Here is a 26,327-nt window from a genome sequence, read left to right on the forward strand (position 1 = left end):
CCGCACCGGAGGTTCCTCCCACCCGGACCTCACGGCGCCCCGGCGCCCGCCGTGAGCGCCCGGAAAATTCTCGTGACGGTCAGGCAACGGGGGTGCAACCTCGCCCCGCGACGATCGGAGCATGAGCCAGCCACGCCTCGTCCAGCTCGACGCCCGCCGGCGCCCGGCCCCGCCCGCACTGGTGGTCGTCGCCCACGGCAGCCGGGACCCGCGCGCCCTGAGCACCGTACGCACCCTGCTCGACCGGGTCCGCGACCGGCGCCCCGGCCTGCCGGTGCACCTCGGCCACATCGAGCTGAACGAGCCGCTGCTCACCGACACGCTGGCCGCCCTGGACGCCCGCGGCACCACGGACGCCGTCCTGGTCCCCCTGCTCCTCGCTCGCGGCTACCACGTCAGGCGGGACATCCCGGAGATGGCGGCGACCGCCCGGGTACGCACGCGCGTGGCGGCCCCGCTCGGCCCGCACCCCCTCCTGGTCGACACCCTGCACACCCGTCTGCTGGAGGCGGGCTGGCCCCCGGCCCTGACCTCCGACGACCGCCGCGCGAGCGCGGTGGTCCTGGCGGCGGCGGGCTCCCGCGACCCGGACTCGGCGACCGACACCCGCCGCACGGCACAGCTGCTGGCGAAGCGCCTGGGCGTCCCGGTGGTCCCCGCGTACGCCTCCACGGCCACCCCGACCGTCGACACGGCACTGCGCGCGCTGGCGGCGAGGGGCCGGGACCGGGTGGCGGTCGCCTCGTACTTCACCGCGCCGGGCCGCTTCGCCCGGGAGTGCGCCGAGCAGGCCCCCTGGATCGCCTCGGCCCCCCTGGGCACCCACCCCGCGATGGCCGACCTGCTGCTCCACCGCTACGACCGGGCCCGCTCGGCCCCGACGGTCGCCGCGCCCGAACGCGCGTCGGCCTGACGCCGGGGCGGCGCCCGACGACTCGCCGTCGCCCTCGACTCACAGCGCCTGCCGGGCCGCACGGTCCGACGTCGGCCACACGTAGGGCAGGTCGTCGGGGACACCGGGAAACAGACCCGCGTACAGGTCACGGTCCTTGCGGACCAGCGCCGAGCGGTGGCTCTCGTGGAAGGCGTCGTCGCCGAGCCACGGTGGCAGCTCCCCGGCGGCCGCCAGCTCCACCTGGCCGCGCACCGCGACCCCCGGCCGGGACGCGGCCAGACCGGTGACGAGGGAGGCGGCGCAGCTGTCCTGGTGCCCCTGCTCCCGCCAGACCCGGCAGATCTCCAGGCCGTAGCGCACGAGCGCCTCCTCGTACCCGGCCCACATCCGTACGGCCGGGTGCCTGCGCCACCCGTAACCGGGCACGGTCAGACCCCGCAGGACCTGGAGTGCCTCGACCCGCTGCTTGCCCAGCCGACGCCGGTCCAGGAGCAGCGCCGTACGCCGGAAGTCGGGGTCGGGCAGGAACGTCTGCATCGATGGTCTCCCTTCGCACGCGGCGCCGCGTGCGGCGTGGGCCGCGAGCCGGTACGACGTCAGGGGCGCCGCCGGGACGCCGCACGGTCGGCACGGCCGCCCGCGCCGAGCGGCCCGGTGTACCGGAGCGGCCCCTCGGCCTCCAGCCGGGGCAGGACCCGCCGCGACACCCGAAGGACCACGGACGGCAACGCCGCGCGCACCGGCTGGACCAGGCGCAGCCACGCCGGCGCGTAGACGGCCGTACGGCGGCGCTCAAGGCCCCGTACCAGGCGGGCGGCGACCAGGTCGACGGGGTACACCCGGCGGGCGGGCGGGGGCATGTGGGTGCGCAGTTCCCGCAGGACGACGTACCGGTCCGCGTCGCGGATCATGTCCGTGTCGGTCCAGTTGATGTAGGCGATGCCCACGCCGACCCCCCGGTGCGCCACCTCCGCCCGCAGGGTGTGAGCGAAGGCCTCCGCCGCCGCCTTGGACGTGCAGTAGGCGCTCATCAGGGGGGCGGCGCCGATCGACGCGAGGGAGCCGATCTGGAGGAAGTGGCCGGCCGTGTCGAGCAGGTCTGGCAGGAACACCCGGGCGGTGTGGGCACTGCCGGTGACGTTGACGTCGATCACGCGGCCCCAGGCGGCCGGATCGCAGGCGAGGAACGGACCGCCCTCGGCGATGCCCGCGTTCGACACCACGGCCGAAGGGGGTCCGAGGCGGGCGCGCACGGTGTGCGCCGCGGTGTCGAGCGCGGCGAGGTCGGTGACGTCGACGCCGATCGCCACGGCCGGTCCCGGCAAGGACGCGGCCACCGCGTCCAGCGCCTCCTGCTCGTGGCCCAGCAGGGCCACCCGGGCGCCGCGCCGGGCGACCTCCCGCGCCATCGCCGCACCGAGGCCACGGGCGGCTCCGGTGACGACGACGGTCCGACCGGCGAGCGGGCTCCTGCGCACGTGTTCCCTTCCTTCCGCGGCTCGGGCTTCCTTCCGGACCCGTGACGGCCCGTGACTGGTCAGTGCCGGGTTCGGGTGCGGTCGCGGCGGGTCAGGAGCCGTTGGGTGCGGGCGAGGCCGGGCGGGCGGTGGCGGTGCAGCGCGCCGCGTCGGCCGACCCGTCACACCGCCGACCCACCACACTCGAATGCCCCGCGCGGCACAGAGCACACACGAAGTGCGCAAAGTGCGCACATCACCACGGACACCCCGGGTGCCACCCGATCGTCACCACCACCTCGCTTACTGTCGAACCATGCCCTATGACCTGCCGTCAGCCGAACGCTGGGCCCCCGAACCGGACAAGCGCCCCGGCCGCACCGCCTTCCAGCGCGACCGCGCCAGAATCCTGCACTCCTCGGCGCTGAGAAGGCTCGCGGGAAAGACCCAGGTCGTCACCCCGGGGGAGCCCGGCCAGGCGTGGGACGCCACCCCCCGCACCCGCCTCACCCACTCCCTGGAGTGCGCCCAGGTCGGCCGCGAGCTGGGCGCCGCCCTCGGCTGTGATCCCGACCTCGTCGAAGCGGCCTGCCTCGCGCACGACCTCGGCCACCCCCCGTTCGGCCACAACGGCGAACAGGCACTGAACGACTTCGCCCACGACTGCGGCGGCTTCGAGGGCAACGCCCAGTCGCTGCGCCTGCTCACCCGGATCGAACCCAAGCGCTTCACCGCCGAGGGCTCCGTCGGCCTCAACCTCACCCGCGCCACCCTCGACGCCGCCACCAAGTACCCCTGGCCGAGGGGCGGCCACCCCACGGACCCGGCCTCCCCCAAGTTCGGCGTGTACGAGGACGACCGGCCCGTCTTCGACTGGGCCCGCAAGGAGGCCCCCGGCACCCGCACCTGCTTCGAGGCGCAGATCATGGACTGGTCCGACGACGTGGCCTACTCGGTGCACGACGTGGAGGACGGTCTGCACGCCGGCCACATCGACCCCGCCCGGCTGCGCGCCGCACCGGAGCGCGCCGAGGTCTTCCGGGTCGCCGTCGGCCGGTACGTCCCCGCCGGCACCGACCCGGCCGAACTCGCCGCCGCCCTCGACCGCCTCCAGGACCAGGAGTGGTGGCCGCACGGCTACGACGGCTCGGCGGTCGCGCAGGCCCGCCTCAAGGACGCCACCAGTCAGCTCATCGGCCGCTTCTGCCTCGCCGCGGAGGGCGCCACCCGCGCGCGCCACGGCTCTGGGCCCCTCACCCGGTACGGCGCCGCGCTCGTCGTACCGCACGAGACGCGCCTGGAGTGCGCGGTCCTCAAGGCCGTCGCCGACCTGTACGTCATGCAGCGCGCCGAGCAGGAGCGGCTCCGCGCCGACCAGCGCATCGTGATCACGGAGCTGGCCGAGGCGCTCACCGCCCGCGCGCCCGAGGGACTCGACCCCCAGTTTCGCGCCCTGTTCGAACAGGCCGGCGACGACCGCGCCCGCAAACGCGTGATCGTCGACCAGATCGCCTCCCTCACCGACGCCTCCGCCCGCTCGCTCCACTCCCGCCTCACGGGGCACCCGTGACAGGGGAGGCACAAGTGAACGCAAGTGCACCCAAACGGACCCGAACGTGACCCAGCGTGGCCTGATCGGGTCACGTCCCCTTCCCCCATCACGCTCCGTGCGGGACGCTCGCATGTGGCGGTTCCCTTACGAGGAGGCATCACGTGGTCGACGCGGATCAGACATTCGTCATCGTCGGAGGAGGCCTGGCCGGTGCGAAGGCGGCCGAGACGCTGCGGGCGGAGGGCTTCACCGGCCGCGTGATACTGATCTGCGACGAACGCGACCACCCCTATGAGCGCCCGCCGCTGTCCAAGGGCTTCCTGCTCGGCAAGGAGAGCCGCGAGAGCGTCTTCGTCCACGAGCCCGCCTGGTACGCGCGCCACGACATCGAACTGCACCTCGGCCAGACCGTCGACGCGATCGACCGCACCGCGAAGACGGTCCGCTTCGGCGACGACGGCACCCTCGTCCACTACGACAAGCTGCTGCTGGCCACCGGCGCCGAGCCGCGCCGCCTGGACGTCCCCGGCACCGATCTCGCCGGCGTCCACCATCTGCGCCGGCTCGCCCACGCCGAGCGCCTCAAGGGCGTCCTGAGCGCCCTCGGCCGCGACAACGGCCACCTGGTGATCGCGGGCGCCGGCTGGATCGGCCTGGAGGTGGCGGCGGCGGCCCGCGAGTACGGCGCCGAGGTCACCGTCATCGAGCCGTCCCCGACCCCGCTGCACGGCGTTCTCGGCCCCGAGCTGGGCAACGTCTTCGCCGAGCTGCACCGCGAGCACGGCGTCCGCTTCCGCTTCGGCGTCCGGCTGACCGAGATCGTCGGCCAGGACGGCATGGTCCTCGCCGTGCGCACCGACGACGGCGAGGAGCACCCGGCGCACGACGTGCTCGCCGCGATCGGCGCCGCCCCGCGCACCGCGCTCGCGGAGGCGGCCGGACTGACGCTGGCCGACCGCGCCCACGGCGGCGGTGTGGCCGTGGACGCCCGGCTGCGCACCTCCGACCCGGACATCCACGCCGCCGGGGACGTCGCCTCCTTCCCGCACGGGCTCTTCGACACCCGGCTGCGGGTCGAGCACTGGGCCAACGCCCTCAACGGCGGACCGGCGGCCGCCCGCGCGATGCTCGGCAGGGACGTCACCTACGACCGGGTGCCCTACTTCTTCACCGACCAGTACGACCTGGGCATGGAGTACAGCGGTTGGGCGCCGCCGGGCTCGTACGACGAGGTCGTGATCCGCGGTGACGCGGGCAAGCGGGAGTTCATCGCGTTCTGGGTGAAGGAGGGACGCGTCCTCGCCGGGATGAACGTGAACGTGTGGGACGTCACAGAGCAGGTCCAGAAGCTCATCGCGGCCGCGACCCCGGTGGACACGGAGGCGCTGGCCGACCCCCACGTCCCCCTCGACCGTCTCCTCCCGTAGCTGTCCGCGCGCCCCCGTAGAATTCACGCGTGGCAGGACGGATCAACGACGAGGACGTGAAGGCGGTACGGGACGCGGTCCCGATCGACGCCGTGGTGTCCGAGTACCTCCAGCTGCGCAACGCGGGCGGCGGCAACCTCAAGGGGCTGTGCCCGTTCCACGACGAGAAGTCGCCCTCCTTCCAGGTCAGCCCCAGCAAGGGGCTCTTCCACTGCTTCGGCTGCCAGGAGGGCGGCGACACCCTCACCTTCGTGATGAAGGTCGACCACCTCACCTTCTCCGAGGCGGTCGAGCGGCTCGCCGCCCAGGCCGGCATCACCCTGCGCTACGAGGAGGGCGGCTACAACCCCTCCCACCAGCGCGGCGAACGCATCCGCCTGGTCGAGGCCCACAAGATCGCCGCCGACTGGTACACCGAACAGCTCGCCACCAGCCCGGAGGCCGACACCGGCCGCCAGTTCCTCGCCGAGCGCGGCTTCGACCAGGCCGCCGCCCAGCACTTCTCCGTCGGCTACAGCCCCCAGGGCTGGGACCACCTCACCCGCTTCCTGCGCGGCAAGGGCTTCACCGACAAGGAACTGCTGCTCTCGGGCCTCTCCCAGGAGGGCCGCCGGGGCCCCATCGACCGCTTCCGCGGCCGGCTGATGTGGCCCATCCGCGACATCGGCGGCGAGGTCGTCGGCTTCGGCGCGCGCAAGCTCTACGAGGCGGACAACGGCCCCAAGTACCTCAACACCCCCGACACGGCGATCTACAAGAAGTCCCAGGTGCTGTACGGCATCGACCTCGCGAAGAAGGACATCGCCAAGTCCTCCCGCGCGGTCGTCGTCGAGGGCTACACCGACGTCATGGCCTGCCACCTGGCCGGCGTCACCACCGCCATCGCCACCTGCGGCACCGCCTTCGGCGGCGAGCACATCAAGATCCTCCGCCGGCTGCTGATGGACAACGGCAGCGCCCGCGTGATCTTCACCTTCGACGGCGACGCCGCCGGACAGAAGGCCGCCCTGCGCGCCTTCGAGGACGACCAGAAGTTCGCCGCCGAGACCTACATCGCCATCGCCCCCGACGGCATGGACCCCTGCGACCTCCGGCTGATCAAGGGCGACGAGGCGGTCGCCGACCTGGTCGAACCCCGCACCCCGCTCTTCGAGTTCGCCCTGCGCCAGATCGTCGTGCGCTACGACCTCGACACCCCCGGCGGCCGGGCCGCCGCCCTCGACGAGGCCGCCCCCATCGTCGCCCGCATCAAGAACAGCGGCGCCCAGCACGAGGTCGCCGTCCAGCTCGCCGGCATGCTCGGCATCCTCGACACCCAGTTCGTCGTCAAACGCGTCGCTCAGCTGGCCCGGTGGGCCCGCGACCGCGGCGGCCAGGGCCCCGCGCCGGCCGGCCGCGGCGGCCCCCAGCAGCCCTACGAGGCCGCCCCCCGCCCGGCCACCGCCGGCCCGGCCCTCACCCTGCGCAACCCCGTCTACGCCACCGAGCGCGAGCTGCTCAAGCTCGCCCTCCAGCGCCCCGAACTGGTGTCCCCGGCCTTCGACGCGTACGGCGTCGACGAGTTCACCGCCGCCCCCTACGCCGCCGTACGCCAGGCCGTCCTGGACGCGGGCGGCGCCGAGTGGGGCGTGCAGGACGCCCAGGAGTACCTGATCCGCGTCCGCGAGGCCGCCCCCGACGACACCGTCCGCGCCATGGTCACCGAACTCGCCGTCGAGCCGATCATGCGCCGCACGGTCGACGAGGTCTACGCCGGCACGGTCCTCGTCCAGGTCCGCCGCCGCGCCGTCGAACGCCGTGTCCGTGACGTCCAGTCCCAGCTGGCCCGCCTCGGCGCCGGCGGCGACCAGGCCCAACTGGCCGCCGTGCAGAACGAACTGTGGGTGCTTCAGCAGTACGACCAGGCCCTCCAGGCACACGGCGCCGCAGCGCTCTGAACAGCTGGTTACGGACCGGACTCAAAAAGTCACCGCACGCCCCTCGTGGCGGGGATGTGTCGTACCCCACACTGGGTCCGGTGCCTGAGTCCTCGGAGCGGCCCCCGCAGTACCGCTGCCGCTCACCTCAGCAGCGATCATCCTGGAGGTCGCCCCCGTGCAGACCCAGACCCTGACGCAGAACGCCGGCACTGCCGACGACACGGAACCGGACGCCGAGAACGACGTCCTGGTCGCGGTCCCGCCGCAGCACCGTGCCGCGCACCACCCGGAGGCGGAACCGCCCCCGGAAGCCCTGGAGGAGGCCGCCGAGCCCGCCGAGCCCGTGGAGGCGCCCCCGGCCCGGACGGCCGCCGACACCAGCGGACCCTCCTCCGACCTCTTCCGCCAGTACCTGAGGGAGATCGGGCGCATCCCGTTGCTCACCGCGGCCGAGGAGGTCGAACTCGCCCGCCGGGTCGAGGCCGGGCTGTTCGCCGAGGAGAAGCTGAGCAGCGCGCCCGACCTGGACAGCGACCTCGCCCTCGACCTCGACCGGCTGGTCGTGATGGGCCGCATGGCCAAGCGCCGCCTCATCGAGGCCAACCTGCGGCTCGTCGTCTCCGTCGCCAAACGGTACGTCGGACGCGGCCTGACCATGCTCGACCTCGTCCAGGAAGGCAACCTCGGGCTCATCCGCGCGGTGGAGAAGTTCGACTACGCCCGCGGCTACAAGTTCTCCACCTACGCCACCTGGTGGATCCGCCAGGCCATGTCCCGCGCCCTCGCCGACCAGGCCCGCACCATCCGCGTCCCGGTCCATGTCGTCGAGCTGATCAACCGGGTGGTGCGCGTCCAGCGGCGGATGCTCCAGGAACGCGGCTACGAGCCGACCGCCGACGAGGTCGCCGGCCAGCTCGACCTCGCCCCCGAGCGGGTCGGCGAGGTGCTGCGGCTGGCCCAGGAGCCCGTCTCCCTGCACGCCCCGGTGGGGGAGGAGGACGACGTCGCCCTCGGTGACCTCATCGAGGACGGCGACGCGACCAGCCCCGTCGAGTCGGCCGCCTTCCTCCTCCTGCGCGAGCACCTGGAGGCGGTGCTCTCCACGCTCGGCGAGCGCGAGCGCAAGGTCGTGCAGCTCCGCTACGGCCTCGCCGACGGGCGGCCGCGCACCCTGGAGGAGATCGGGCGGATCTTCGGGGTGACCCGGGAGCGGATCCGCCAGATCGAGTCGAAGACCCTGAACAAGCTGCGGGATCACGCTTTCGCGGACCAGCTCAGGGGCTACCTGGACTGAGGGTCGCCCGCCCGGAGGTGGGCAACCCCCACACGCCCTAGTCCACCTCCGCCACCGCCTGCGCGAACTGCGCCTGGTACAGGCGGGCGTACGCCCCGCCCGCCGCCAGCAGCTCCGCGTGCGCGCCCTGCTCCACGATCGAGCCGTTCTCCATCACCAGGATGGTGTCCGCGTCCCGGATCGTGGAGAGACGGTGGGCGATGACGAACGACGTCCGGCCGTGGGCCAGCTTCGCCATCGCCTTCTGGATCAGCACCTCGGTACGGGTGTCGACCGAGGAGGTCGCCTCGTCCAGCACCAGGATCGTCGGGTCGGACAGGAACGCCCGCGCGATGGTGATCAGCTGCTTCTCACCCGCGCTCACCCCGCTGCCCTCGTCGTCGATCACGGTGTCGTACCCGTCGGGCAGGGTCCGCACGAACCGGTCCGCGTGGGCCGCCCGTGCCGCCTCCTCGATCTCGCCCCGGGTCACCTCGCGCGAGGCGCCGTACGCGATGTTCTCCGCGATCGTGCCGCCGAACAGCCAGGTGTCCTGGAGCACCATGCCGATCCCGGCGCGCAGTTCGTCCCGCGACATCAGGGCGATGTCCACGCCGTCGAGGGTGATCCGCCCGCCCGAGACGTCGTAGAACCGCATCAGCAGGTTGACCAGGGTCGTCTTGCCGGCGCCCGTCGGGCCGACGATCGCGACCGTGTGGCCCGGCTCCACCGTCAGCGAGAGGTCCTCGATGAGCGGCTTCTCGGGGTCGTACCGGAACGAGACGTGCTCCAGCGCGACCCGCCCGCGCAGCTCCTCCGGCGTGGCGCCCGCCGCCGGGTCGGCCTGCTGCTCCTCCGCGTCGAGCAGCTCGAAGATCCGCTCGGCGGAGGCCACGCCCGACTGCACCAGGTTCGCCATCGACGCGACCTGCGTCAGCGGCATCGAGAACTGACGGGAGTACTGGATGAAGGCCTGCACATCACCGATGGACAGGGCGCCCGACGCCACCCGCAGACCGCCGACCACCGCCACCAGCACATAGTTGATGTTCGACACGAAGAGCATCAGCGGCTGCATGATCCCGCTGTTGAACTGCGCCTTGAACCCCGCCTCGTACAGCGCCTCGTTCTGCTCGGCGAACTGCCGGGCCGACTCCTCCTGACGGCCGAACACCTTCACCAGCGTGTGGCCGGTGTACATCTCCTCGATGTGCGCGTTCAGCTTGCCGGTGGAGCGCCACTGCTGCACGAAGTGCGGCTGCGACCGCTTGCCGACCTTCGCGGCGACGACCGCCGACAGCGGCACGGTCACCAGCGCGACCAGCGCGAGCAGCCAGGAGACCCAGAACATCATCGCCAGCACGCCGATGATCGTCAGCAGCGAGTTGATGAGCTGGCCCAGCGACTGCTGGAGGGTCTGCTGGATGTTGTCGATGTCGTTCGTGGCGCGGGAGAGCACCTCGCCGCGCTGACGCTTGTCGAAGTACGACAGCGGCAGCCGCGACAGCTTCGTCTGCACGTCCTCGCGCATCCGGAACACGGTGCGGTTGACGGCCCGGTTGACCAGGCGCGTCGCCCCCGCCATCAGCAGACCGGCGACCAGGAACACCCCGACCGCGAACAGCAGGACCTCACCGACCTGGTCGAAGTCGATGCCCTTGCCGGGTGTGAAGTCGGTGCTCCTGAGCATGTCGGCGACCTGACCCTCGCCGCGCTCGCGCATCGAGTCGAGCACCTGTTCCTTGCTCGCGCCGGCCGGCATCTGCCGGCCGATGATGCCCGAGAACACCAGGTCGGTGGCCTTGCCGAGGATCTTCGGGCCGACCACGTTCAGCCCGACGCTGACGACCACGCACAGGAGCATCACGTAGAGCGTCAGCCGCTCCGGCTTGAACTGGGCGAGCAGCCGCCTGCCGGACACCTTGAAGTCCAGCGAGCGGCTGTCGGGACCGGTGCCGGCCATCATGCGCCCCATGGGCCCGGCCATCAGGCAGCCTCCGCTTCCGTCAGCTGGGAGAGCACGATCTCCCGGTAGGTCTCGTTGTCCGTCATCAGCTCACGGTGGGTGCCGCTGCCGACGACCCGGCCCTCGTCGAGGACGATGATCCGGTCGGCGTCCCGGATGGTGGCCACCCGCTGGGCGACGATCACCACCGTCGCCTCGGCCGTCTCCCGGCCGAGCGCCGCGCGCAGGGCCGCGTCGGTGGCGTAGTCGAGGGCGGAGAAGGAGTCGTCGAAGAGATAGATCTCCGGCCGCTGCACGAGCGTCCGGGCGATCGCGAGCCGTTGCCGCTGACCGCCGGAGACATTGGTGCCGCCCTGGGCGACGGGGGAGTCCAGCCCGTTCTCCAGCTTGCTCACGAAGTCCTTGGCCTGGGCCACCTCCAGCGCGTGCCACAGTTCCTCGTCCGTCGCGTCCGGGTTGCCGTAGCGCAGATTGCTCGCGACGGTGCCCGCGAAGAGGTACGGCTTCTGCGGGACGAGCCCGACGGTCCTGGCGAGCAGGACCGGGTCGATGTCGGCCACCGGCACCCCGTCGACCAGCACCTCCCCGTCGGTCGCGTCGAACAGCCGGGGGACCAGACCGAGCAGCGTGGACTTGCCGCTGCCGGTGGAGCCGATGACGGCGGTGACCTCGCCGGGCCGCGCCACCAGGTCGATCGCCTTGAGGACGGGCTCCTCGGCCCCCGGGTAGCGGAAGCCGGCCGCCCGGATCTCCAGGTGCCCGTGCCGCCGCAGCTCGGTGACGGGCGCCACCGGCGGCACCACGGAGGACGAGGTCCCGAGCACCTCCTGGATGCGCTCGGCACACACCTCGGCGCGCGGCACCTGCATGAACATGAAGGTCGCCATCATCACGGACATGACGATCTGCATCAGATAGGCGAGGAACGCGGTCAGGTCACCGATCTGCATCTGGCCGCTGTCGATGCGGTGCGCGCCGAACCACACCACCGCGATCGAGGACAGGTTCACCGTGGTCATGACCACCGGGAACATCAGCGCCAGCATGTTGCCGGTCTTCAGCGAGATGCCGGTGAGGTCGCTGTTGGCCTTCCGGAACCGCTGCTGCTCGTACTCGTCGCGGACGAACGCGCGGATCACCCGGTTGCCGGTGATCTGCTCGCGCAGCACCCGGTTGACGGTGTCGAGGCGCACCTGCATCGACCGGAACAGCGGCCGCAGCCGCCGCACGATCAGCGTCACGCAGATGCCCAGCACCGGCACGACGGCGACCAGCACCCCGGACAGCGGCACGTCCAGGCCGAGCGCCATCACGATGCCGCCCACACACATGATCGGCGCGGACGCCATCAGGGTGAACGCCATCAGCGACAGCATCTGGATCTGCTGGACGTCGTTCGTGGTCCGGGTGATCAGCGACGGCGCGCCGAACTGACCGACCTCCCGGGAGGAGAAGGACTGCACCCGCTCGAAGACGCCCGCCCGGACGTCCCGGCCGAGCGCGGAGGCGGTCCGGGCACCGTGGTAGACGGCGCCGATGTTGCAGACGACCTGCGCCAGCGAGATGCCGATCATCAGGCCGCCGTAGGCCAGGATGTAGCCGGTGTCCCCCTTGACGACGCCGTTGTCGATGATGTGCGCGTTCAGCGTGGGCAGGTAAAGGGTGGCGCAGGTCTGCAGCAACTGCAGCAGCACCAGCACGGTGATGGGTTTCTTGTAGGGCCTGAGGTAGGTCCGCAGAAGTCGTATGAGCACGCTACGTCTCTCGGAGTCGGCGGTAGGGGGCATGGGTTGCCCCTGGCACCTATCGTCGGACACTCCACCCGCGTTACCTCAACCGATTAAGCCGAGAGCTGTGTGATACGGGGTTCGGCCAGGATGGGCCCTACCCCCGGAACGCCCCCGGGTGCGTCTGCTCCCGCACCGACACGTACTGCTGGCGCACCGCCTGCCCCACCGCCAGATCCTCGCCCGGATCCAGCACGACCGCCGCCGCGCCCTGCCACACCGGCGGGGTCCGCGGATCGAGGGTGCCCTGCTTCGCCCCGAGCGCCCAGGCCGCCTGCCGGGCCGCCCCGATCGCCGCGTAGTCCGCCGGCTGCGGTACGACGACCTGGGCGCCGAAGAGCGCCGGTGCCGCCGCCTGCACGGCCGGCAGCTCGGCCGCCGCGCCCAGCAGGAAGATCCGCTGCACGCTCACGCCCCGCCCGCGCAGCACGTCGAGCGCGTCCGCGAGCCCGCACAGCATGCCCTCGAACGCGGCCCGCGCGAAGTGCTCGGGCTTCATGGACTCCCGGCGCAGACCCGCCAGCGTCCCGGCGGTGTGCGGCAGGTTGGGCGTCCGCTCGCCCTCCAGGTAGGGCAGCATCACCAGCCCGTGTGAGCCCGGCGTCGACTTCATCGCCAGCTCGGACAGCCCCTCCAGATCGGGCGCGCCGAGCAGTTCGGCGGCGCCGCGCAGGGTCCGTACGGCGTTCAGGGTGGTCACCACCGGCAGGTGCATGCCCGTCGCGTCGGCGAGCGAGGTGATCATCCCGGACTGGTCGACCAGCGCCTCGGGATGCACGGCCATGACGGACCCGGAGGCGCCCAGGGACACCACCACGTCCCCCATCCCCAGCCCGAGGCCCAGTGCCGCCGCCATGGTCTCGCCGGTACCGGCGGAGATCAGCAGTCCCTCCGGTGTCGTACCGGCCGCGTCGGACGGCCCGATCACCTCGGGCAGCATGGCCTGGTGACCGAGCGCCAGCTCGACCAGATCGGGCCGGTAGCCGCCCATCGCGGCGGACCAGTAGCCGGTCCCGGAGGCCCCGCCCCGGTCCGTGGTCCTTCTCACAGGCCGGCCCAGCAGCTGCCACACCAGCCAGTCATGGGCCTGCATCAGCACGGAGGTGCGCAGCGCGGCCTCCGGCTCGGTCTTGGCGAGCCACCTCAGCTTGGTCACCGGCTGGGCGGCCTGCGGTACGCACCCCACGGCCTGCGCCCAGGCCTCGCGCCCCCCGAGCGCGTCGATCAGATCGGCCGCCGCGACCTGGGCGCGCTTGTCGCCGCCCACCATCGCCGGCCGCACGGTGTTGCCCTGCGCGTCCAGCGGGACCAACGCGTTCTGCTGCGAGGACACCCCGATGGCCTGCACCCCCTCCAGCAGACCCCCGCCGGCCGCCTCCCCGAGGGAGAGCAGCCAGGCCTGGGGATCGACGTCGCTGGGCCGACCCCCGCTGTCCGGATTCTCCACCGGGTGCGGCGCATATCCCTGCCTGAGCACGGCTCCGGTGTCCGCGTCGCAGACGACGATACGAGTGAAATCGGGCGAACTGTCCAGCCCGGCGACTATCCCCATACCGAAAATTCTGCCGCACGCGCCGCCGAGGTTTGGCCCTCGGGCGCCGTAGGGGCGCGGGTGGGGGGTCGTGGGCTGCCCCGTTGTGGCTGGTCGCGCGGTTCCCCGCGCCCCTCAGGTGGGATTCGGCACCCGGCGCCTACGGGTTACCGGTTCCCCAGTCGTCCTCGGCGCCGTTGTGCGAGCTGCGGTCGCGCAGGGAGCGGACCCGGCCGGCGACGGACTCGGGCATGCGGTCGCCGACCTTGGTGCTGACCGCGTGGTACGCCTTGCCCGCGTACTGGCGGCCCTGCTGGGCGGCCGTCTCGGCGGTGTTGCGCACGGCGGGGTTCTGCGCGACCTGTCGCGCGGACTTCTTCAACTGCTCGTAGCGCTCACGACCGGCGCGCGTGCCCAGCACGTAACCGACGGCGAGCCCGACGAGGAACGTCAGCTTGTAGCGCATGGCGGCCACCCTTCCCTTCCTAGGTCCCTGGTGCGGCGTCGGTGCCGGGGGGGAACCGATTGGCGGAGCACCCCCCTGCTTGCGCTAATGTATGTGTCGCAGCGAGCGCCCGCCCCCTGGCGAATACCCAGGTGGGTACGTTCGATGCAACGAGGCATTCCTCCGTAGCTCAATTGGCAGAGCAGCCGGCTGTTAACCGGCAGGTTACTGGTTCGAGTCCAGTCGGGGGAGCTCGGTCCTCCGTAGCTCAATTGGCAGAGCAGCCGGCTGTTAACCGGCAGGTTACTGGTTCGAGTCCAGTCGGGGGAGCATCGTGAACGAGGACCCCGTCGGGGTCCTTTTTCATGTCGGTTCCGGCCGGCGCCACGCCGACGGGAACCGCGCAGGCCGCAGCGGTGTCTCCCTGGTCGGGCAAGGTCGACCAGCCGAAGCGTGAGATCGTATGAGCGGCTATGCTGCGGCACACGGCGCGTACACATGTACGCGACACGCCGCTATGGGGCGGTAGCTCAGCCGGTTAGAGCAGCGGACTCATAATCCGTCGGCCGTGGGTTCGAGTCCCACCCGCCCCACCCCAAGGTTCTTCCAGAGAACCGTTTCTACCTGCGCATACGCGAGGGCGGGGGTCACCACTCCAGGGTGGGGACCCCCGATCATTCGTTCAGACCAAGATCCCGGGGACACGCAGGAGCGCCCGTACCCCGCTGCCGGCCATGGTTCTGCGGGCCGAGTCAGTAGTGGTATCGAGCCTGGACGATGATCAACTCAGGCGTGGGACGTGAACGAGATCTTCACGCACGCTCCGCGTCGGGGCCGATCAGCGCGCGATTGTGGGCCTTGCCGGCCTCCGCCCGGGATCAGCGCGCGGCTGGTCACCGACGCGGTCGAGGGTTCCTACGACTGGTCGCCGAGCGGCTGCCGCGATGCGACCGCCCCGGTGCCTGATGAGCACCGCGGGCTTCCCCGCGAACGCCTGAGCCCGCGCTCGGCAGCCGCCTCATCCCGATGCCGGTCCTACAGCCGGACCGTATGGCGCACCGGGAAGACGGCGAATCCCGTGCGGTGCGCCAGCGTTCCCCACAGCCCCCGCGGCAGGTACAGCGAAACCACGATGGCCGCCGCGCCCACCACGATCAGGTACCAGACACCGCTCTGTGCGAAGTACTTGTCGAGGAGGAAGTACGCGATCGCGCCGACGACGGGGCCCTCGATCGTGCCGATGCCGCCGATGATCACCATGAAGACCATCAGGGCCGAGTACTGCACCCCGAAGATCTGCGTCGGCGACGCCACTCCCAGGCTGTTGACGCAGATCACCGCACCGGCGGCGGAGCATCCGGCGGCCGCGGTGATGTAGATGATCCGCTTGCCGCGCGTGACGTTCACGCCGAGGGAACCGGCCGCGGTGTCGTCGTCGCGGATGGCCTGGAGGCTCAGGCCGAGTCGGCTTCGCAGGACGGCGTAGGTGCCGAGCACGGCCGCGGCCATGACGGCGAGCGCCAGCCAGTAGGTGAAGGCCCGCCGCAGCACCGGATCGGCGGTGACGTCCGAGAGGTTGCGTCCGCTCGCCGCGCCCAGGGAGTCGAAGCGCACCACGATCAGGCGTACGACCTCGGCGATCACCCAGGTTCCGACGGCGAAGTAGCCGCCGCGCAGCCGGAAGGCGAGGTACGACACCGGCCAGGCGAGCAGCGCCACCAGAGCGGAGACGACGAGCGTGCCCGCGTAGACGTTCACGCCGTGGTCGTTGACGACGAACAGGAGGTAGGCGCCCAGGCCGATGAACGCCTGCTGGCCCATCGACATCATGCCCGCGTACCCCGCGAGCAGGTTCCACATGGAGGCCAGGGCCACCAGGTAGCAGAGCTTGACGAGTTGGGCCGTGACGCCGGATTCGACGAGGTAGGGAAGGGCCGCCATCGCCAGCAGGACGACGGCCGTCGCGGTGAGGCCGAGGGCGGTGGCGCGGCCACCCCGGTGGACGGCCGGCAGCGCGGTCGTCTCAGCGGCGGGGGCTGTCTGGACGGTCATGCGGGAACGCTCCTGCCGAACAGGCCCTGTGGGCGGAACACCAGGACGAGGAGGAAGACCACGTGCCCCGCGAGCAGGGGAAGGTCCGGGGAGATCTGGGCGCCGACGGACTGGGCCACACCGAGCACCACACCACCCGCGAGCGTGCCCCACAGTGAGCCGAGACCGCCGATGATGACCGTCTCGAAGGCGAACAGGACGGTGAGCTGCCCCTCGAAGGGGGTGACTCCGCCCTGCCGCATCGTGTACAGGACACCGGCCAGGGCCACCGTCGCGAAGGCGATGACCGAGGTCAGGGCGTACACACGGCGGTTGTCGACGCCCATCAGGCGGACCACCGCGCGGTCGTCGGACGTGGCCCGGACGATACGGCCGGGCTGCGTGCGGAAGAGGAAGAGGTGGAGGGAGGAGAGGACCGCCACCGCCGCCGCTACCGTGATCAGCGGGAACCAGCCGATGGCCAGACCGCCGCCGAGGTCGATGCTCGCGGTGCCGAGCGAGCCGATGGGCAGGGGCTGCGCGTCGCTGCTGAACACCTGGACCAGCACGTTCGGGATGATGACCGAGATGCCGAAGGTGACCAGCATCGGGGCGAGTTCGCCCAGGCCCATCGCGCGGTCCAGCATGGAGCGTTGGACCAGGTAGCCGAGCCCGCCCACCGCGATCATCGACACGACGACGGTGACGGGGACGGGGACGCCGTAGTGCGCCGCGGTCACCGAGGCCACGTAACCGCCGAGGATCATCAGGTCCCCGTGGGCGAGGTTGGCGATCCGCATCACACCGAAGACGAGGGACAGCCCCGCGGCGGCCATGGCGAAGATGCCGCCGAGCAGGACGCCCTGCAGAATTGCGTTGAGCCAGGTCATGGGGTCTTCACCTCCGGGAAGGCACCGGTGCCGAAGTACGCGGCGGTCACCTGGTCGCGGGTGAGTCCGGCCGCCGTGCCGGTCAGCACGATCCGGCCCTCCAGGACACACGCGATGCGGTCCGCCACGGCGAACGTGCGGCCCAGGTCCTGTTCGACCAGGATCACGGTCGTTCCCTCGCCACGGATACCGGGCAGCGCCGTGTAGAGCTGGTCCACGACGAGCGGGGCCAGGCCCAGGGAGACCTCGTCGAGGAGCAGCAGACGCGGATTGCCCATCAGCGCGCGGCCGATGGCGACGGCCTGCTGCTCACCGCCGGAGAGCCGGGCCGCCTTGCGGGTACGGCGGTCGGCGACGAGCGGCATCGCCTCGTACACCGTGGCCAGGTTCCAGGGGCCCTTGCGCCCGGTGGCGGCGCCCACCTGGAGGTTCTCCTCCACGGTGAGCGACGGGAAGAGCCGGCGACCCTCCGGGACCAGACAGACGCCCTTGCGGGCCCGGCGGATGTCCGGCTCTGCGGTGACGTCCTCACCGGCCAGGCCGATCGTGCCGCGGAAGGGCTTCAGGGCTCCCGCCATGGTTTTCAACAGGGTTGATTTCCCGGCTCCGTTGGCGCCGACCAGGGCGAGCAGCTCACCCTCGGCCACCTCGAGGTCGATGCCGAACAAGGCCTGGAAGTCGCCGTATCCGGCGTCGACGGAGGCGACTCGCAGGAGGGGGCTCGTGCTCATGCCGCCGTACCCCCCAGATAGACCTCCGCGACCTCGGCGCTGGCCAGTACCTCGTGCGGGTCGCCGTCGACGCGGATCTGCCCGTAGGCGAGGCAGACCAGCCGGTCGACGACCTGGACCAGGGCCTTGACGACATGCTCGATCCACAGGATCGTCACGCCGGACTCCTTCAGGGACAGCACGGTGGCGACGAGTTCCTCCGCCTCGGCCTCGGTGAGACCGCCCGCGATCTCGTCGAGGAGCAGCAGGTCGGGACCGGTGGCCAGCGCCCGGGCCAGCTCCAGCCGTTTGCGGCCGAGCAGGGGCAGGGAGCCGGCGGGCTTGTTGGCGAGGTGGAGCAGTCCGGCGGTCTCCAGTGCGCGCAGGGCCTGCTCGCGGGCGGGGCCGCCCCGCAGCCGGGCCCCCCGCTCGGCGCCGACCAGTGCGTTCTCGAAGACGGTCAGGTCGCCGAAGGGGCGCGGTATCTGGAAGGAGCGGCCGACGCCGAGCCGACATCGCTGCGCCGCGGAGGTCCGGGTGACATCGCGGCCCGCGAGCCGCACCGAACCGGCGGTCGCGCGCTCGACGCCCGAGATCGCGCTGAGCAGGGTGGACTTGCCCGCGCCGTTCGGGCCGACGATGCCGACGGCCTGCCCGCGGGGGACGGCCAGCTCGACGTCCTCCAGGACCCGCAACTCACCGAAGTGCACGGCGAGATGGTCCACTTCGAGCAGGGGGGTGGTCACAGTTCCGCCGCCTTGGCGTCGGGCTTGACCTGCGGCAGCAAGCTGTTGCTGATGACCTTCAGTTCGTACGCGTCACCGCTCCCCTTGATCCACTGGGTGCCGACCATGGGGATGGTGGCGACGTTCTTGACCGGGTTGGCCGGACCGCCGCCGGTCCAGGTGAGGTGGCCGAGGACGGTGTCGAGGCTGGTCTTCGCGATCTGGGCGGCGACGGCCTCGCGGTCCTTGGGGTTCGCGTTGCGCAGGACGTGGTTGGCCACCTCGAACAGCGCGTGGTTGGGGCCGAGCCCCTGGTTCCACGTGCGGCCCTTCGCCAGCGGGGACTTCTCGTAGTCGTCGGCGAGCGCGGTGGCGGTCTGACCGGTGATCGTGGAGGTGAACGGGAACTGCGGCACCCACCAGCTCGCCGTGCACAGCCCGTTGCCGAGGTTGTTCGGCAGGGAGGCAACCGTCGACTCGAAGAGGATGGCCTTGGAGATGGTGGCGACCTTGGGCTTGAAGTTCTGCTGCGCGGCCTGGGTCCAGAACGTCGCGAAGTCGGGCGGCGAGGGCACGCCGGCGAGGATCTCGACGCCCTCCGTCTTGAACTTCGCGATGATCGACGAGAAGTCCTTGGTGCCGGGCTCGTAGGAACCGGGGTCGACGAACGTGAAACCCTTGGTCGAGGGCTGCGAGCGGTAACCGGTGGTCTTGTCCCGGAAGGCGTTGCCGTCGGAGTCGTTCGGCCACAGCACGCCGACCTTCTTGTTGGTGTCGTGCTGCCGCCACATGTCGGTCTCGACCCTGGACAGGTGCTCGATGCCGTCGAAGAAGTGGAACGTGTACTTGAAGGTCTTCTTCGGCGTTGCGCCACGCCCGAAGAACCAGGCCTGCCAGGGCTCGATGGTCGAGACGCAGGGCACGCCCTCGCTCTCGCACTTGGCCGCCACCGGGTGGATCGTGTCCGGCGTCGCGGTGACGAGGACCAGGTCGACCTGCTGCTGGGAGATCAGCTCGTCCGCGATGGTGGCCGCCTGCTGCGGGTCCGAGCCCGTGTCGCGGTCCAGGATCTTCACGTCGTACTTCTTGCCGTCGTGGGTGATCCCCTTGGCGAAGAAGGCACGCACCTGCTCGAGAATGTAGGCGTCGGACTCGGCGAAGGCAGCGTAGGCGCCGGTGCGCGGGCTGACGTAACCGATCCTGATGGTGTTGCCGGTCGAGCCGCCCGAGCCCTTGAGGCCGGAGGAACAGGCGGACAGGACCGGGGCGGCCACCACAGCGGTGGCTCCGAGGCCTCTGAGGACGGTGCGGCGGGAGGGCTTGATCGCGGGGTGTTCCATGGTGGGCTCCGGAGGGCCTTGAGCCGCAGGTCGGGGGCTGCGGCGGGCGGAGGAAGTGGCCGCGAACGTAGGCCCGCCGTCCCTGCCAGGACAGGGCACGGATTCGATATGAGAGACAGTGAAGCCGTCGGTGACCTTAATGAGACATCAGCTGTACGCAGAGAGACGCAGAGGAGATACGGCACGCCCATAACGGGACGGGTGGGATGCCTGGGGCTCCTGTGGCCGACTGGAGCTCCTGCGGCCGACTGGGGCTCCTGTGGCCGACTGGTTGCGGTGGTACGGCATGGTCGCCCGGCGGCTCACCCGCGCGGGCAGCGGTCGACACCCGCTCCACGACGCCGAAGCGTAGGGCATCGGCTGGACCACGGTCCGGGCCGAGTACTCCCGCGACGCACCCATAGTCTCGCATTGCGAAACAGCCCCGTTTCACCTGCGGCGGCGAGGCCCCTAGGGTCCGCCCATGCAAACCGCCCTCTCCCGGCTCGCCGCCGGGACGCTCACCAGCGTCTCGCTCACCGAGGAACTCATCGCGGGCGCGGAGCGGGCCGGTGACCTGGGTGCCTTCGTCACCCTCGACGCCGACCGCGCTCTCGCCGAGGCCTCGGCTGCGGACCGGGGCCCCGTGCGGGGCCCGCTGCACGGGCTGCCGATCGCGGTCAAGGACAACATCCACGTCGCCGGGCTCCCCAACACCGCGGGCTGTGAGGCTCTCGCCGGTTTCGTCCCGGACCAGGACGCGCAGGCGATCACCCGGTTGCGCGCGGCCGGCGCGATCGTGCTCGGCAAGACCAACATGCACGAGCTGGCCCTGGGAGCCACCAGCACGGGCGGCCCGTACGGCCCCGCCCGCAATCCGGCCGACCCCGACCGTTTCGCGGGCGGAAGCAGCGGCGGCACCGCCACGGCCGTCGCCGCCGGTCTGGCCCCGGCCGGGCTGGGCACCGACACCGGCGGCTCGGTCCGCGTCCCGGCCGCGCTCACCGGCATCGCCGGTCTTCGACCGACGACGGGCCGTTACCCCACCGGGGGCGTGACGCCGTTGTCGCGGACGCGGGACACCATCGGCCCCATGGCCGCGACCGTCGCCGACCTCGTCCTGCTGGACACCGTCCTCGCCGCCGACCACGGGCCGGCCGAGGCACCCGGCCCGCGCGAGGTCGTGCTCGCCGTCCCCGAACACCACTTCACCGAGCCGCTGCATCCGCGTACCGCCGAGGTGTGGGAGCACTGCCTGGACGTCCTGAAGACCGCCGGGGTCCGGCTCGTGCCGGTACGGCTGCCGGAGGTCGAGACGGCCGAGGAACGGGCCGGATTCCCCATCACCCTCCACGAGGCCGCCAGACAGCTGCCCGGGTACCTGAGCAGGGCGACGGGCGCGGAACCGGCGGCACTCCTGGCCCGGATCACCCACCCCGACGTACGCGCGACGATGGAACGGGTCGTGTTCCCGCAAGCGGTCACCGAGTCGGCGTACCGGGCCGCCCTCGACGTCCGCGACCGTGTCCTCGTGGACGGCTACCGGCGGATCTTCCGCGAGACCGGAGCCCACGCCGTGCTCTTCCCCACCACCCCCCTGCCCGCCGGACGGATCGACACCGACACCGAGCGGGTACCGCTCGACGGTGTCCTGCGTCCGGCCTTCCCCACCTACATCCGCAACACGGGACCCGGCAGCGTCGCCGCTCTTCCCGGCCTCACCGTGCCCGTCCGGTCGGCGGGCCCGGGGCTCCCGGTGGGTGTGGCGCTCGACGCGCCCTGGAACACCGACCGACGGCTCCTGGGCCTCGGCCTGCTGGTCGAAAAGCTCCTGGAAGCGGGAGCATGAAGAGAAGGAGACGATGGGACATGACCGAGACCACTCGCCGCTTCAAGGCCGCGGCCGTCCAGGCCGAGCCCGCCTGGCTCGACGCGGAGGCCGGCGTCGCCAAAACCGTCGCACTGATCGCGGAAGCGGCCCGGGGCGGGGCCTCGCTCATCGCCTTCCCGGAAGTGTGGATCCCCGGCTACCCGCACTTCCTGTGGCTGGGCGCGGTCGCCGACCAGGTCCCCTTCGTCGGCCGCTACCACGCCGCCTCGCTCGCCCCCGACGGCGACGGCCTGACCACGATCCGCCGCGCCGCCCGGCAGCACGGCATCACCGTCGCGCTCGGATACAGCGAGAAGGACCACGGCACCCTCTACATCACCCAGACCGTGATCGCCGCCGACGGCAGCGTGCTCCTGCACCGCCGCAAGCTCAAGCCGACCCATGTCGAGCGCAGCCTGTTCGGCGAGGGCGACGGCAGCGACCTCAAGGTCGTCGACAGCGCGCTCGGCAGGCTCGGCGCCCTGAACTGCGCCGAGCACGTCCAGCCGCTCAGCAAGTACGCGCTGTACGCGCAGAACGAGCAGGTACACGTGGCCAGTTGGCCGTGTTTCGGTCTCTACCGCGACCTCGCCTTCCAGCTCAGCGCCGAGGCCAACATCGCCGTGACCCAGGTGTACGCCATCGAGGGCAGCACCTTCGTCCTGATGCCCACGCAGGTCATCTCCCCGGCCGGCATCGACGTCTTCGCGTCCACCCCCGAGCAGCGACGCCTGCTCACGGCCGGCGGCGGCTGCTCCCGGATCTTCGGCCCCGACGGGCGTACCCTCACGAAGGACGTCGACGAGGGTGAGGAGGCACTGGTGTACGCCGACATCGACCTCGACGAGATCGCCCTCGCGAAGAACGCCTTCGACCCGGCCGGGCACTACGCGCGCGCCGACGCCACCTACCTCGTTCACCGACGCGAAGCCCGCCGGCCCGTGGTCCGGGAGGGAATCCCCGCCGAGAACGTGTCCCCGGCGTTTCCGGCGCTGGACGACGAGATCCCCGAGCCATGACCGGACCCGGCGAAGGCCCCCCGCCGCCGGGCCGGTCCCCCGTCCAGACCCTGGACCGGGGCCTTCGGCTGCTGGAAGTGATCGCGCTGTCGGACGTACCGCTGACGCTGGCCGAACTGAGCCAGCAGATGGGACTGCACCGCTCGATCGTCTACCGGCTGCTGCGCACCCTCCAGGACCACCACCTGGTCGCGCACACCACGCACGGGTACGTCATCGGCACCCGCGCGCAGTCACTCGGCCGGCGCACCCTGCCCATGCTGCAGCGCATCGCCAAGCCGGAGATCGCCAAGCTGGCCGCGCGCGTGGGCCTGACCTCCTTCTTCGTCGTCCGGGACGGCGAAGAGGCGGTCACGCTGGTCTCCGTAGAGGTCGAGAGCACCCGCTCGCGCACCGTCTACAGCCCCGGCGACCGGCACCCGCTGACCCTGGGCTCCCCGGGCATCGCCATGCTGTCCGCCGAACCGCAACTGCTCGGTGAGCGAACGGAGATCGGCCGGGCCCGGGCCTGCGGCTACGCCACCACACGAAACGAGGTCGTGCGTGGCCTCGGGACGGCCTCGGCGCCGGTCGTGTCGGCGCCGGGCCACGCCGTCGCCGCCGTGTCGATCGCCTTCACCGTCGAACACCCCGGCCCGCCGCAGATCGAGGCCGTCCTCGACACCGCCCGCCTCATCACCGGCCGGCTGCGCGCAGAGCTGTCCAGCGGAGCGGTCCTGCCCGGGGTCGACTGACCCGGGCGACTGCCCGAGGTACGGCACGTTTCGCATAGCGAACGTGCCCGTGGCCCGCCGGGGTTGGGCGGCTTAGCGTCCAGTCCTGCCAGAAAGGGGACCCGCGATGACCACGGCCGCCCACCCCAGGACCGTCAAGGAACAGACCTTCGACGTCCTGCGCCAGTACGACCTCACCACCCTCTTCAGCAACCCGGGCTCCACCGAGGTCGGCTTCCTCGCCGACCTGCCCGCCGACCTCTCCTTCGTGCTCGGCCTGCACGAGGGCTCGGTCGTCGGGATGGCTTCCGGCAGCGCCCTGGCCACCGGCCGCCCCGCGCTCGTCCTGCTGCACACCACCGCCGGATACGGCAACGCGGTCAGCGCCCTGGCCACCGCCCGCGCCAACCGGGCGCCCCTGGTGGTGATCGTGGGCCAGCAGGACCGCCGGCACCTGGCCCACGATCCGTTCCTGGCCGGGCGGCTGGACGGCCTCGCGGGGGAGTACCCGGTGTGGCAGCACACGCCGGCCCGTCCGCAGGACGTACCCGGTGCCGTGGCCCGCGCCTGGCACGAGGCTCAGGAAGGCCGCGGTCCGGCGGTCGTGGTGGTCCCGATGGACGACTGGTTCGCCGAGGCCGACGACGACGTCGCGCGGGCCGCGCCGCGCGGACCGCTCGCGGTACGAGGCGGTCGTACGGCCTCCGACGACGCCGTGTCCGCCCTCGCCACGCTGCTGACGGCCGCCGACTCGCCCTGTCTGGTGGCGGGCGCCGGCAACGACACCGCGGACGGCTGGCAGGCGCTCGTCGCGCTGGCCGAGCGCCTGGACTGCCCGGTCTACCAGGAGCCGTTCGGCGCCCGCGCCGGATTCCCCCAGGACCACCGTCTCTTCGCCGGCCACCTGCCCGCGGTGCGCCCCGCCCTGCGCGAGGTGCTCGCGCCGTACGACACGGTCCTCACCGTCGGAGCCGCCGCGTTCCGCCAATACCCGTACGCCCCGGGCGACTTCACCGAGCAGGGCACCCGGGTCGCCGTCATCACGGACGACCCGGAGGAGGCCCACCGCAGCCCGGCAGAGCTGGTGCTGCTCGCCGAACCGGCCGACACCGTACGCCGGTTGACCCCGCTGGTGCCCGCCGTCCCGCATTCCTCGGTGCCGAACCGGCCGACCGCGCCCCAGCCGCCCGTGCCCGGTGAACCACTGCGCGCCGCTCACGTCCTGGCCGCTCTTGCCGAGCGGCTCGACCCGAATGCCGTGGTGGTCGAGGAGACCCCCTCCAGCCGTCCGGACCTGCACCGGCTGCTGCCCGCCCGGGCGCCGCTCGGCTTCCTCAGCGCGGCCATGGGCGGACTGGGCTTCGCCATGCCGGCCGCGATCGGCGTCCGCCACGGCGCCCCCGACCGGCCGGTCGTCGCCGTGCTCGGCGACGGCTCCTCCCTCTACTCGATCCAGGCCCTGTGGAGCGCCGCCCACTACGGCATCGGCGTCCTGTTCGTCGTCCTCGCCAACGGCCGCTACGCGATCATGGACCGCCTCTCCGAGCGCGAGGGCGCCGCCGCTCCGGCCTGGCCCGCGTTCACCGAGCTGAGCGTGTCGACCCTGGCCGAGGGCCTGGGCTGCCCGGCCGAACGGGTCGAGGACCACACCGCGTTGCTGTCCGTCCTGGACAAGGTCCTGCCGTCACTGGCGGACCGGCGCGAGCCACTCGTGCTCGAGGTCGCCGTCGAGGCCGACGCCCACTACTCCTCCTGACCCGCAGAACCGGAAGGCACAGACACGTGAAGGTCGTCATCATCGGAGGCGCCGGTGGCATCGGCTCCTCCGCCGCGTTCAACCTGCTCTCCGCGCAGGGGACGTACGAGATCGTGCTCGTCGACACCCGCCCGAACATGATCACCAGCCACACCATGGACCTGGAGAACGCCCTCGGCCTCGGCGCCACCGCGGACACCGTGCGGGGCGGCACCCCCGAGGACGCGCTCGACGCGGACGTGGTCGTGCTGAGCGCGGCCGTCCCGCTGCGGCTGAACTCCTCCCGTTCCGTGTTCCTCGCCGACAACGCGCGGATCGTGAACGAGTGCCTGCGTCCCCTTCGGGAGGCGGGAGCGGACTTCGGCGGGCTGGTGCTCATGCTCACCAACCCCGTCGACCCGCTGCTGACCTGGGTGCACCGGCAGGGCTGGCTGCCGCGCGAGCGGCTGATCGGCTACACCCTCAACGACAGCCTCCGGCTGCGCACCGGTATCGCGTTCGCGCTCGGCGTGCCACCGAAGGACGTCGACGCCTGGATGCTCGGCGAGCACGGCGAGGGACAGGTGCCGTTGTACAGCCGTGTCACGGTCGGCGGGGAACCCGTCGTGCTCACCGACGAGCAGCGGTCGGCCGCCGAGGAGTACGTGGACACCTGGTACTCCAAGCACGTCGCCCTCGACTCCGGCCGCACCTCCACCTGGACCACCGGCCTGGGCACCGCCCGTCTCATCGAGGCCGTCGCCACCGGTTCCGGAACCCTCGTCCCGGCCTCCGTCGTGCTGGACGGCGAGTACGGCGTGCACGGCACCAGCCTCACCGTGCCCGTCGAGCTCGGCCCCGAGGGCGTACGCCGCATCGCGGCCTGGGACCTGCCGGCCGAGGAAGCGGACGGCATGGTCCGCGCCGCGGACCGTGTCGAGGCAGGAGCCTCCGAACTGGCCGACCAGGTCGTGGCCCAGCAGCCCTGACACCGCTCACCACGCATAACGAAGTATCACGATATATCACGACGCATCACAACGTATCAATGACGCTACGCAGC

21 protein-coding genes and 3 tRNA genes are annotated in these 26,327 nt (G+C 71.8%); 13 read left to right on the forward strand and 11 right to left on the reverse strand.

The genetic code is table 11. The features are described 5' to 3' along the window. Positions 1–121 precede the first annotated feature (121 nt). Positions 122–913: a sirohydrochlorin chelatase gene (locus AQJ58_RS03115; protein ID WP_067244509.1), complete on the forward strand. Its 792-nt coding sequence runs from the start codon at positions 122–124 to the stop codon at positions 911–913. Between the two features lie 39 nt (positions 914–952). Here the strand turns inward: AQJ58_RS03115 and AQJ58_RS03120 are convergent, their stop codons facing one another. Together AQJ58_RS03120 and AQJ58_RS03125 are read right to left on the reverse strand one after the other, a co-directional pair. After that, the gene (locus tag AQJ58_RS03120) at positions 953–1,432 is read right to left on the reverse strand and encodes an MSMEG_6728 family protein (protein WP_067244510.1); all 480 of its coding nucleotides are present in this window, start codon (positions 1,430–1,432) and stop codon (positions 953–955) included. A 59-nt stretch (positions 1,433–1,491) separates the two neighbouring features. Further along, the gene (locus AQJ58_RS03125) at positions 1,492–2,373 is read right to left on the reverse strand and encodes an SDR family oxidoreductase (protein ID WP_067244512.1); all 882 of its coding nucleotides are present in this window, start codon (positions 2,371–2,373) and stop codon (positions 1,492–1,494) included. 295 nt (positions 2,374–2,668) lie between these two features. On the opposite strand from AQJ58_RS03125, the gene AQJ58_RS03130 reads away from it, so the two are divergent. The 4 genes from AQJ58_RS03130 (at position 2,669) to AQJ58_RS03145 (ending at position 8,544) form a co-directional block, all read left to right on the forward strand. Continuing rightward, on the forward strand, positions 2,669–3,922 hold the full coding sequence (locus AQJ58_RS03130) for a deoxyguanosinetriphosphate triphosphohydrolase (RefSeq protein ID WP_067244514.1): 1,254 nt from the start codon (positions 2,669–2,671) through the stop codon (positions 3,920–3,922). Between the two features lie 143 nt (positions 3,923–4,065). After that, entirely contained in the window at positions 4,066–5,331 is a 1,266-nt protein-coding gene (locus AQJ58_RS03135) for an NAD(P)/FAD-dependent oxidoreductase (protein WP_067244515.1), read from the forward strand. A gap of 29 nt (positions 5,332–5,360) precedes the next feature. After that, the gene (gene dnaG / locus AQJ58_RS03140) at positions 5,361–7,268 is read left to right on the forward strand and encodes a DNA primase (RefSeq protein ID WP_067244517.1); all 1,908 of its coding nucleotides are present in this window, start codon (positions 5,361–5,363) and stop codon (positions 7,266–7,268) included. A 115-nt stretch (positions 7,269–7,383) separates the two neighbouring features. Further along, complete coding sequence (locus AQJ58_RS03145) at positions 7,384–8,544, forward strand: RNA polymerase sigma factor (protein ID WP_079078666.1); 1,161 nt, start codon at positions 7,384–7,386, stop codon at positions 8,542–8,544. Positions 8,545–8,581: 37 nt separating this feature from the next. Here AQJ58_RS03145 and AQJ58_RS03150 read toward each other — a convergent pair whose 3' ends face one another. The 4 genes from AQJ58_RS03150 to AQJ58_RS03165 form a co-directional block, all read right to left on the reverse strand. Beyond that, positions 8,582–10,510, reverse strand: a complete 1,929-nt coding sequence (locus tag AQJ58_RS03150) for an ABC transporter ATP-binding protein (RefSeq protein WP_067244521.1) — start codon at positions 10,508–10,510, stop codon at positions 8,582–8,584. Next, on the reverse strand, positions 10,510–12,243 hold the full coding sequence (locus tag AQJ58_RS03155) for an ABC transporter ATP-binding protein (RefSeq protein ID WP_067244523.1): 1,734 nt from the start codon (positions 12,241–12,243) through the stop codon (positions 10,510–10,512). Before AQJ58_RS03155 ends, AQJ58_RS03150 begins: the two co-directional genes overlap by 1 nt. Positions 12,244–12,373: 130 nt before the next feature. After that, positions 12,374–13,828: an FGGY family carbohydrate kinase gene (locus AQJ58_RS03160; protein ID WP_067244525.1), complete on the reverse strand. Its 1,455-nt coding sequence runs from the start codon at positions 13,826–13,828 to the stop codon at positions 12,374–12,376. A 139-nt stretch (positions 13,829–13,967) separates the two neighbouring features. Further along, entirely contained in the window at positions 13,968–14,273 is a 306-nt protein-coding gene (locus AQJ58_RS03165) for a hypothetical protein (RefSeq protein WP_067245705.1), read from the reverse strand. A gap of 158 nt (positions 14,274–14,431) precedes the next feature. Here AQJ58_RS03165 and AQJ58_RS03170 point away from each other — a divergent pair. The 3 genes from AQJ58_RS03170 to AQJ58_RS03180 all read left to right on the forward strand — a co-directional run bounded on the left by AQJ58_RS03170 (position 14,432) and on the right by AQJ58_RS03180 (position 14,845). After that, positions 14,432–14,504 (forward strand) — tRNA-Asn (locus AQJ58_RS03170). A gap of 5 nt (positions 14,505–14,509) precedes the next feature. Beyond that, positions 14,510–14,582: transfer RNA gene (locus AQJ58_RS03175), tRNA-Asn, on the forward strand. A gap of 189 nt (positions 14,583–14,771) precedes the next feature. Next, positions 14,772–14,845: transfer RNA gene (locus AQJ58_RS03180), tRNA-Ile, on the forward strand. Positions 14,846–15,287: 442 nt separating this feature from the next. Here AQJ58_RS03180 and AQJ58_RS03185 read toward each other — a convergent pair. Genes AQJ58_RS03185 through AQJ58_RS03205 form a run of 5 tightly spaced genes read right to left on the reverse strand, consistent with a single transcriptional unit; the run spans position 15,288 to position 19,948 of the window. Next, positions 15,288–16,304: a branched-chain amino acid ABC transporter permease gene (locus tag AQJ58_RS03185; RefSeq protein WP_067244527.1), complete on the reverse strand. Its 1,017-nt coding sequence runs from the start codon at positions 16,302–16,304 to the stop codon at positions 15,288–15,290. Then, positions 16,301–17,173, reverse strand: a complete 873-nt coding sequence (locus AQJ58_RS03190; RefSeq protein ID WP_067244528.1) for a branched-chain amino acid ABC transporter permease — start codon at positions 17,171–17,173, stop codon at positions 16,301–16,303. The genes AQJ58_RS03185 and AQJ58_RS03190 overlap by 4 nt, the downstream gene beginning before the upstream one ends. Beyond that, complete coding sequence (locus AQJ58_RS03195; protein ID WP_067244530.1) at positions 17,170–17,904, reverse strand: ABC transporter ATP-binding protein; 735 nt, start codon at positions 17,902–17,904, stop codon at positions 17,170–17,172. Before AQJ58_RS03195 ends, AQJ58_RS03190 begins: the two co-directional genes overlap by 4 nt. Further along, positions 17,901–18,629, reverse strand: coding sequence for an ABC transporter ATP-binding protein (locus tag AQJ58_RS03200; protein ID WP_067244532.1), 729 nt, complete (start codon positions 18,627–18,629; stop codon positions 17,901–17,903). The genes AQJ58_RS03195 and AQJ58_RS03200 overlap by 4 nt, the downstream gene beginning before the upstream one ends. After that, positions 18,626–19,948, reverse strand: coding sequence for an ABC transporter substrate-binding protein (locus AQJ58_RS03205; protein ID WP_067244534.1), 1,323 nt, complete (start codon positions 19,946–19,948; stop codon positions 18,626–18,628). The genes AQJ58_RS03200 and AQJ58_RS03205 overlap by 4 nt, the downstream gene beginning before the upstream one ends. A 463-nt stretch (positions 19,949–20,411) precedes the next feature. Between AQJ58_RS03205 and AQJ58_RS03210 the strand changes: the two genes are divergently transcribed. From AQJ58_RS03210 to AQJ58_RS03230, 5 genes are all read left to right on the forward strand, one after another. After that, positions 20,412–21,776, forward strand: coding sequence for an amidase family protein (locus AQJ58_RS03210; RefSeq protein ID WP_067244535.1), 1,365 nt, complete (start codon positions 20,412–20,414; stop codon positions 21,774–21,776). 20 nt (positions 21,777–21,796) lie between these two features. Beyond that, positions 21,797–22,816: a carbon-nitrogen hydrolase family protein gene (locus AQJ58_RS03215; RefSeq protein WP_067244537.1), complete on the forward strand. Its 1,020-nt coding sequence runs from the start codon at positions 21,797–21,799 to the stop codon at positions 22,814–22,816. Then, positions 22,813–23,550, forward strand: coding sequence for an IclR family transcriptional regulator (locus tag AQJ58_RS03220; protein ID WP_067244538.1), 738 nt, complete (start codon positions 22,813–22,815; stop codon positions 23,548–23,550). Before AQJ58_RS03215 ends, AQJ58_RS03220 begins: the two co-directional genes overlap by 4 nt. A gap of 106 nt (positions 23,551–23,656) precedes the next feature. Next, entirely contained in the window at positions 23,657–25,285 is a 1,629-nt protein-coding gene (locus AQJ58_RS03225) for a thiamine pyrophosphate-dependent enzyme (RefSeq protein ID WP_067244540.1), read from the forward strand. A 26-nt stretch (positions 25,286–25,311) separates the two neighbouring features. After that, positions 25,312–26,253 carry a malate dehydrogenase gene (locus AQJ58_RS03230; RefSeq protein WP_067244541.1) on the forward strand — a complete coding sequence of 314 codons (942 nt, stop codon included), beginning with the start codon at positions 25,312–25,314 and terminating at the stop codon, positions 26,251–26,253. Positions 26,254–26,327: the final 74 nt, after the last annotated feature.

This window comes from Streptomyces sp. DSM 15324 (assembly GCF_001514285.1).
Taxonomy (GTDB): domain Bacteria; phylum Actinomycetota; class Actinomycetes; order Streptomycetales; family Streptomycetaceae; genus Streptomyces.

Excerpts from the sequence above, each read along its gene's own strand:
- AQJ58_RS03115 (WP_067244509.1), top strand. The coding sequence starts at position 122 with ATGAGCCAGCCACGCCTCGTCCAGCTCGACGCCCGCCGGCGCCCGGCC.
- AQJ58_RS03120 (WP_067244510.1), bottom strand. The coding sequence starts at position 1,432 with ATGCAGACGTTCCTGCCCGACCCCGACTTCCGGCGTACGGCGCTGCTC.
- AQJ58_RS03130 (WP_067244514.1), top strand. The coding sequence starts at position 2,669 with ATGCCCTATGACCTGCCGTCAGCCGAACGCTGGGCCCCCGAACCGGAC.
- AQJ58_RS03150 (WP_067244521.1), bottom strand. The coding sequence starts at position 10,510 with ATGGCCGGGCCCATGGGGCGCATGATGGCCGGCACCGGTCCCGACAGC.
- AQJ58_RS03160 (WP_067244525.1), bottom strand. The coding sequence starts at position 13,828 with ATGGGGATAGTCGCCGGGCTGGACAGTTCGCCCGATTTCACTCGTATC.
- AQJ58_RS03165 (WP_067245705.1), bottom strand. The coding sequence starts at position 14,273 with ATGCGCTACAAGCTGACGTTCCTCGTCGGGCTCGCCGTCGGTTACGTG.
- AQJ58_RS03185 (WP_067244527.1), bottom strand. The coding sequence starts at position 16,304 with ATGACCGTCCAGACAGCCCCCGCCGCTGAGACGACCGCGCTGCCGGCC.
- AQJ58_RS03190 (WP_067244528.1), bottom strand. The coding sequence starts at position 17,173 with ATGACCTGGCTCAACGCAATTCTGCAGGGCGTCCTGCTCGGCGGCATC.
- AQJ58_RS03195 (WP_067244530.1), bottom strand. The coding sequence starts at position 17,904 with ATGAGCACGAGCCCCCTCCTGCGAGTCGCCTCCGTCGACGCCGGATAC.
- AQJ58_RS03205 (WP_067244534.1), bottom strand. The coding sequence starts at position 19,948 with ATGGAACACCCCGCGATCAAGCCCTCCCGCCGCACCGTCCTCAGAGGC.
- AQJ58_RS03210 (WP_067244535.1), top strand. The coding sequence starts at position 20,412 with ATGCAAACCGCCCTCTCCCGGCTCGCCGCCGGGACGCTCACCAGCGTC.
- AQJ58_RS03215 (WP_067244537.1), top strand. The coding sequence starts at position 21,797 with ATGACCGAGACCACTCGCCGCTTCAAGGCCGCGGCCGTCCAGGCCGAG.
- AQJ58_RS03220 (WP_067244538.1), top strand. The coding sequence starts at position 22,813 with ATGACCGGACCCGGCGAAGGCCCCCCGCCGCCGGGCCGGTCCCCCGTC.
- AQJ58_RS03225 (WP_067244540.1), top strand. The coding sequence starts at position 23,657 with ATGACCACGGCCGCCCACCCCAGGACCGTCAAGGAACAGACCTTCGAC.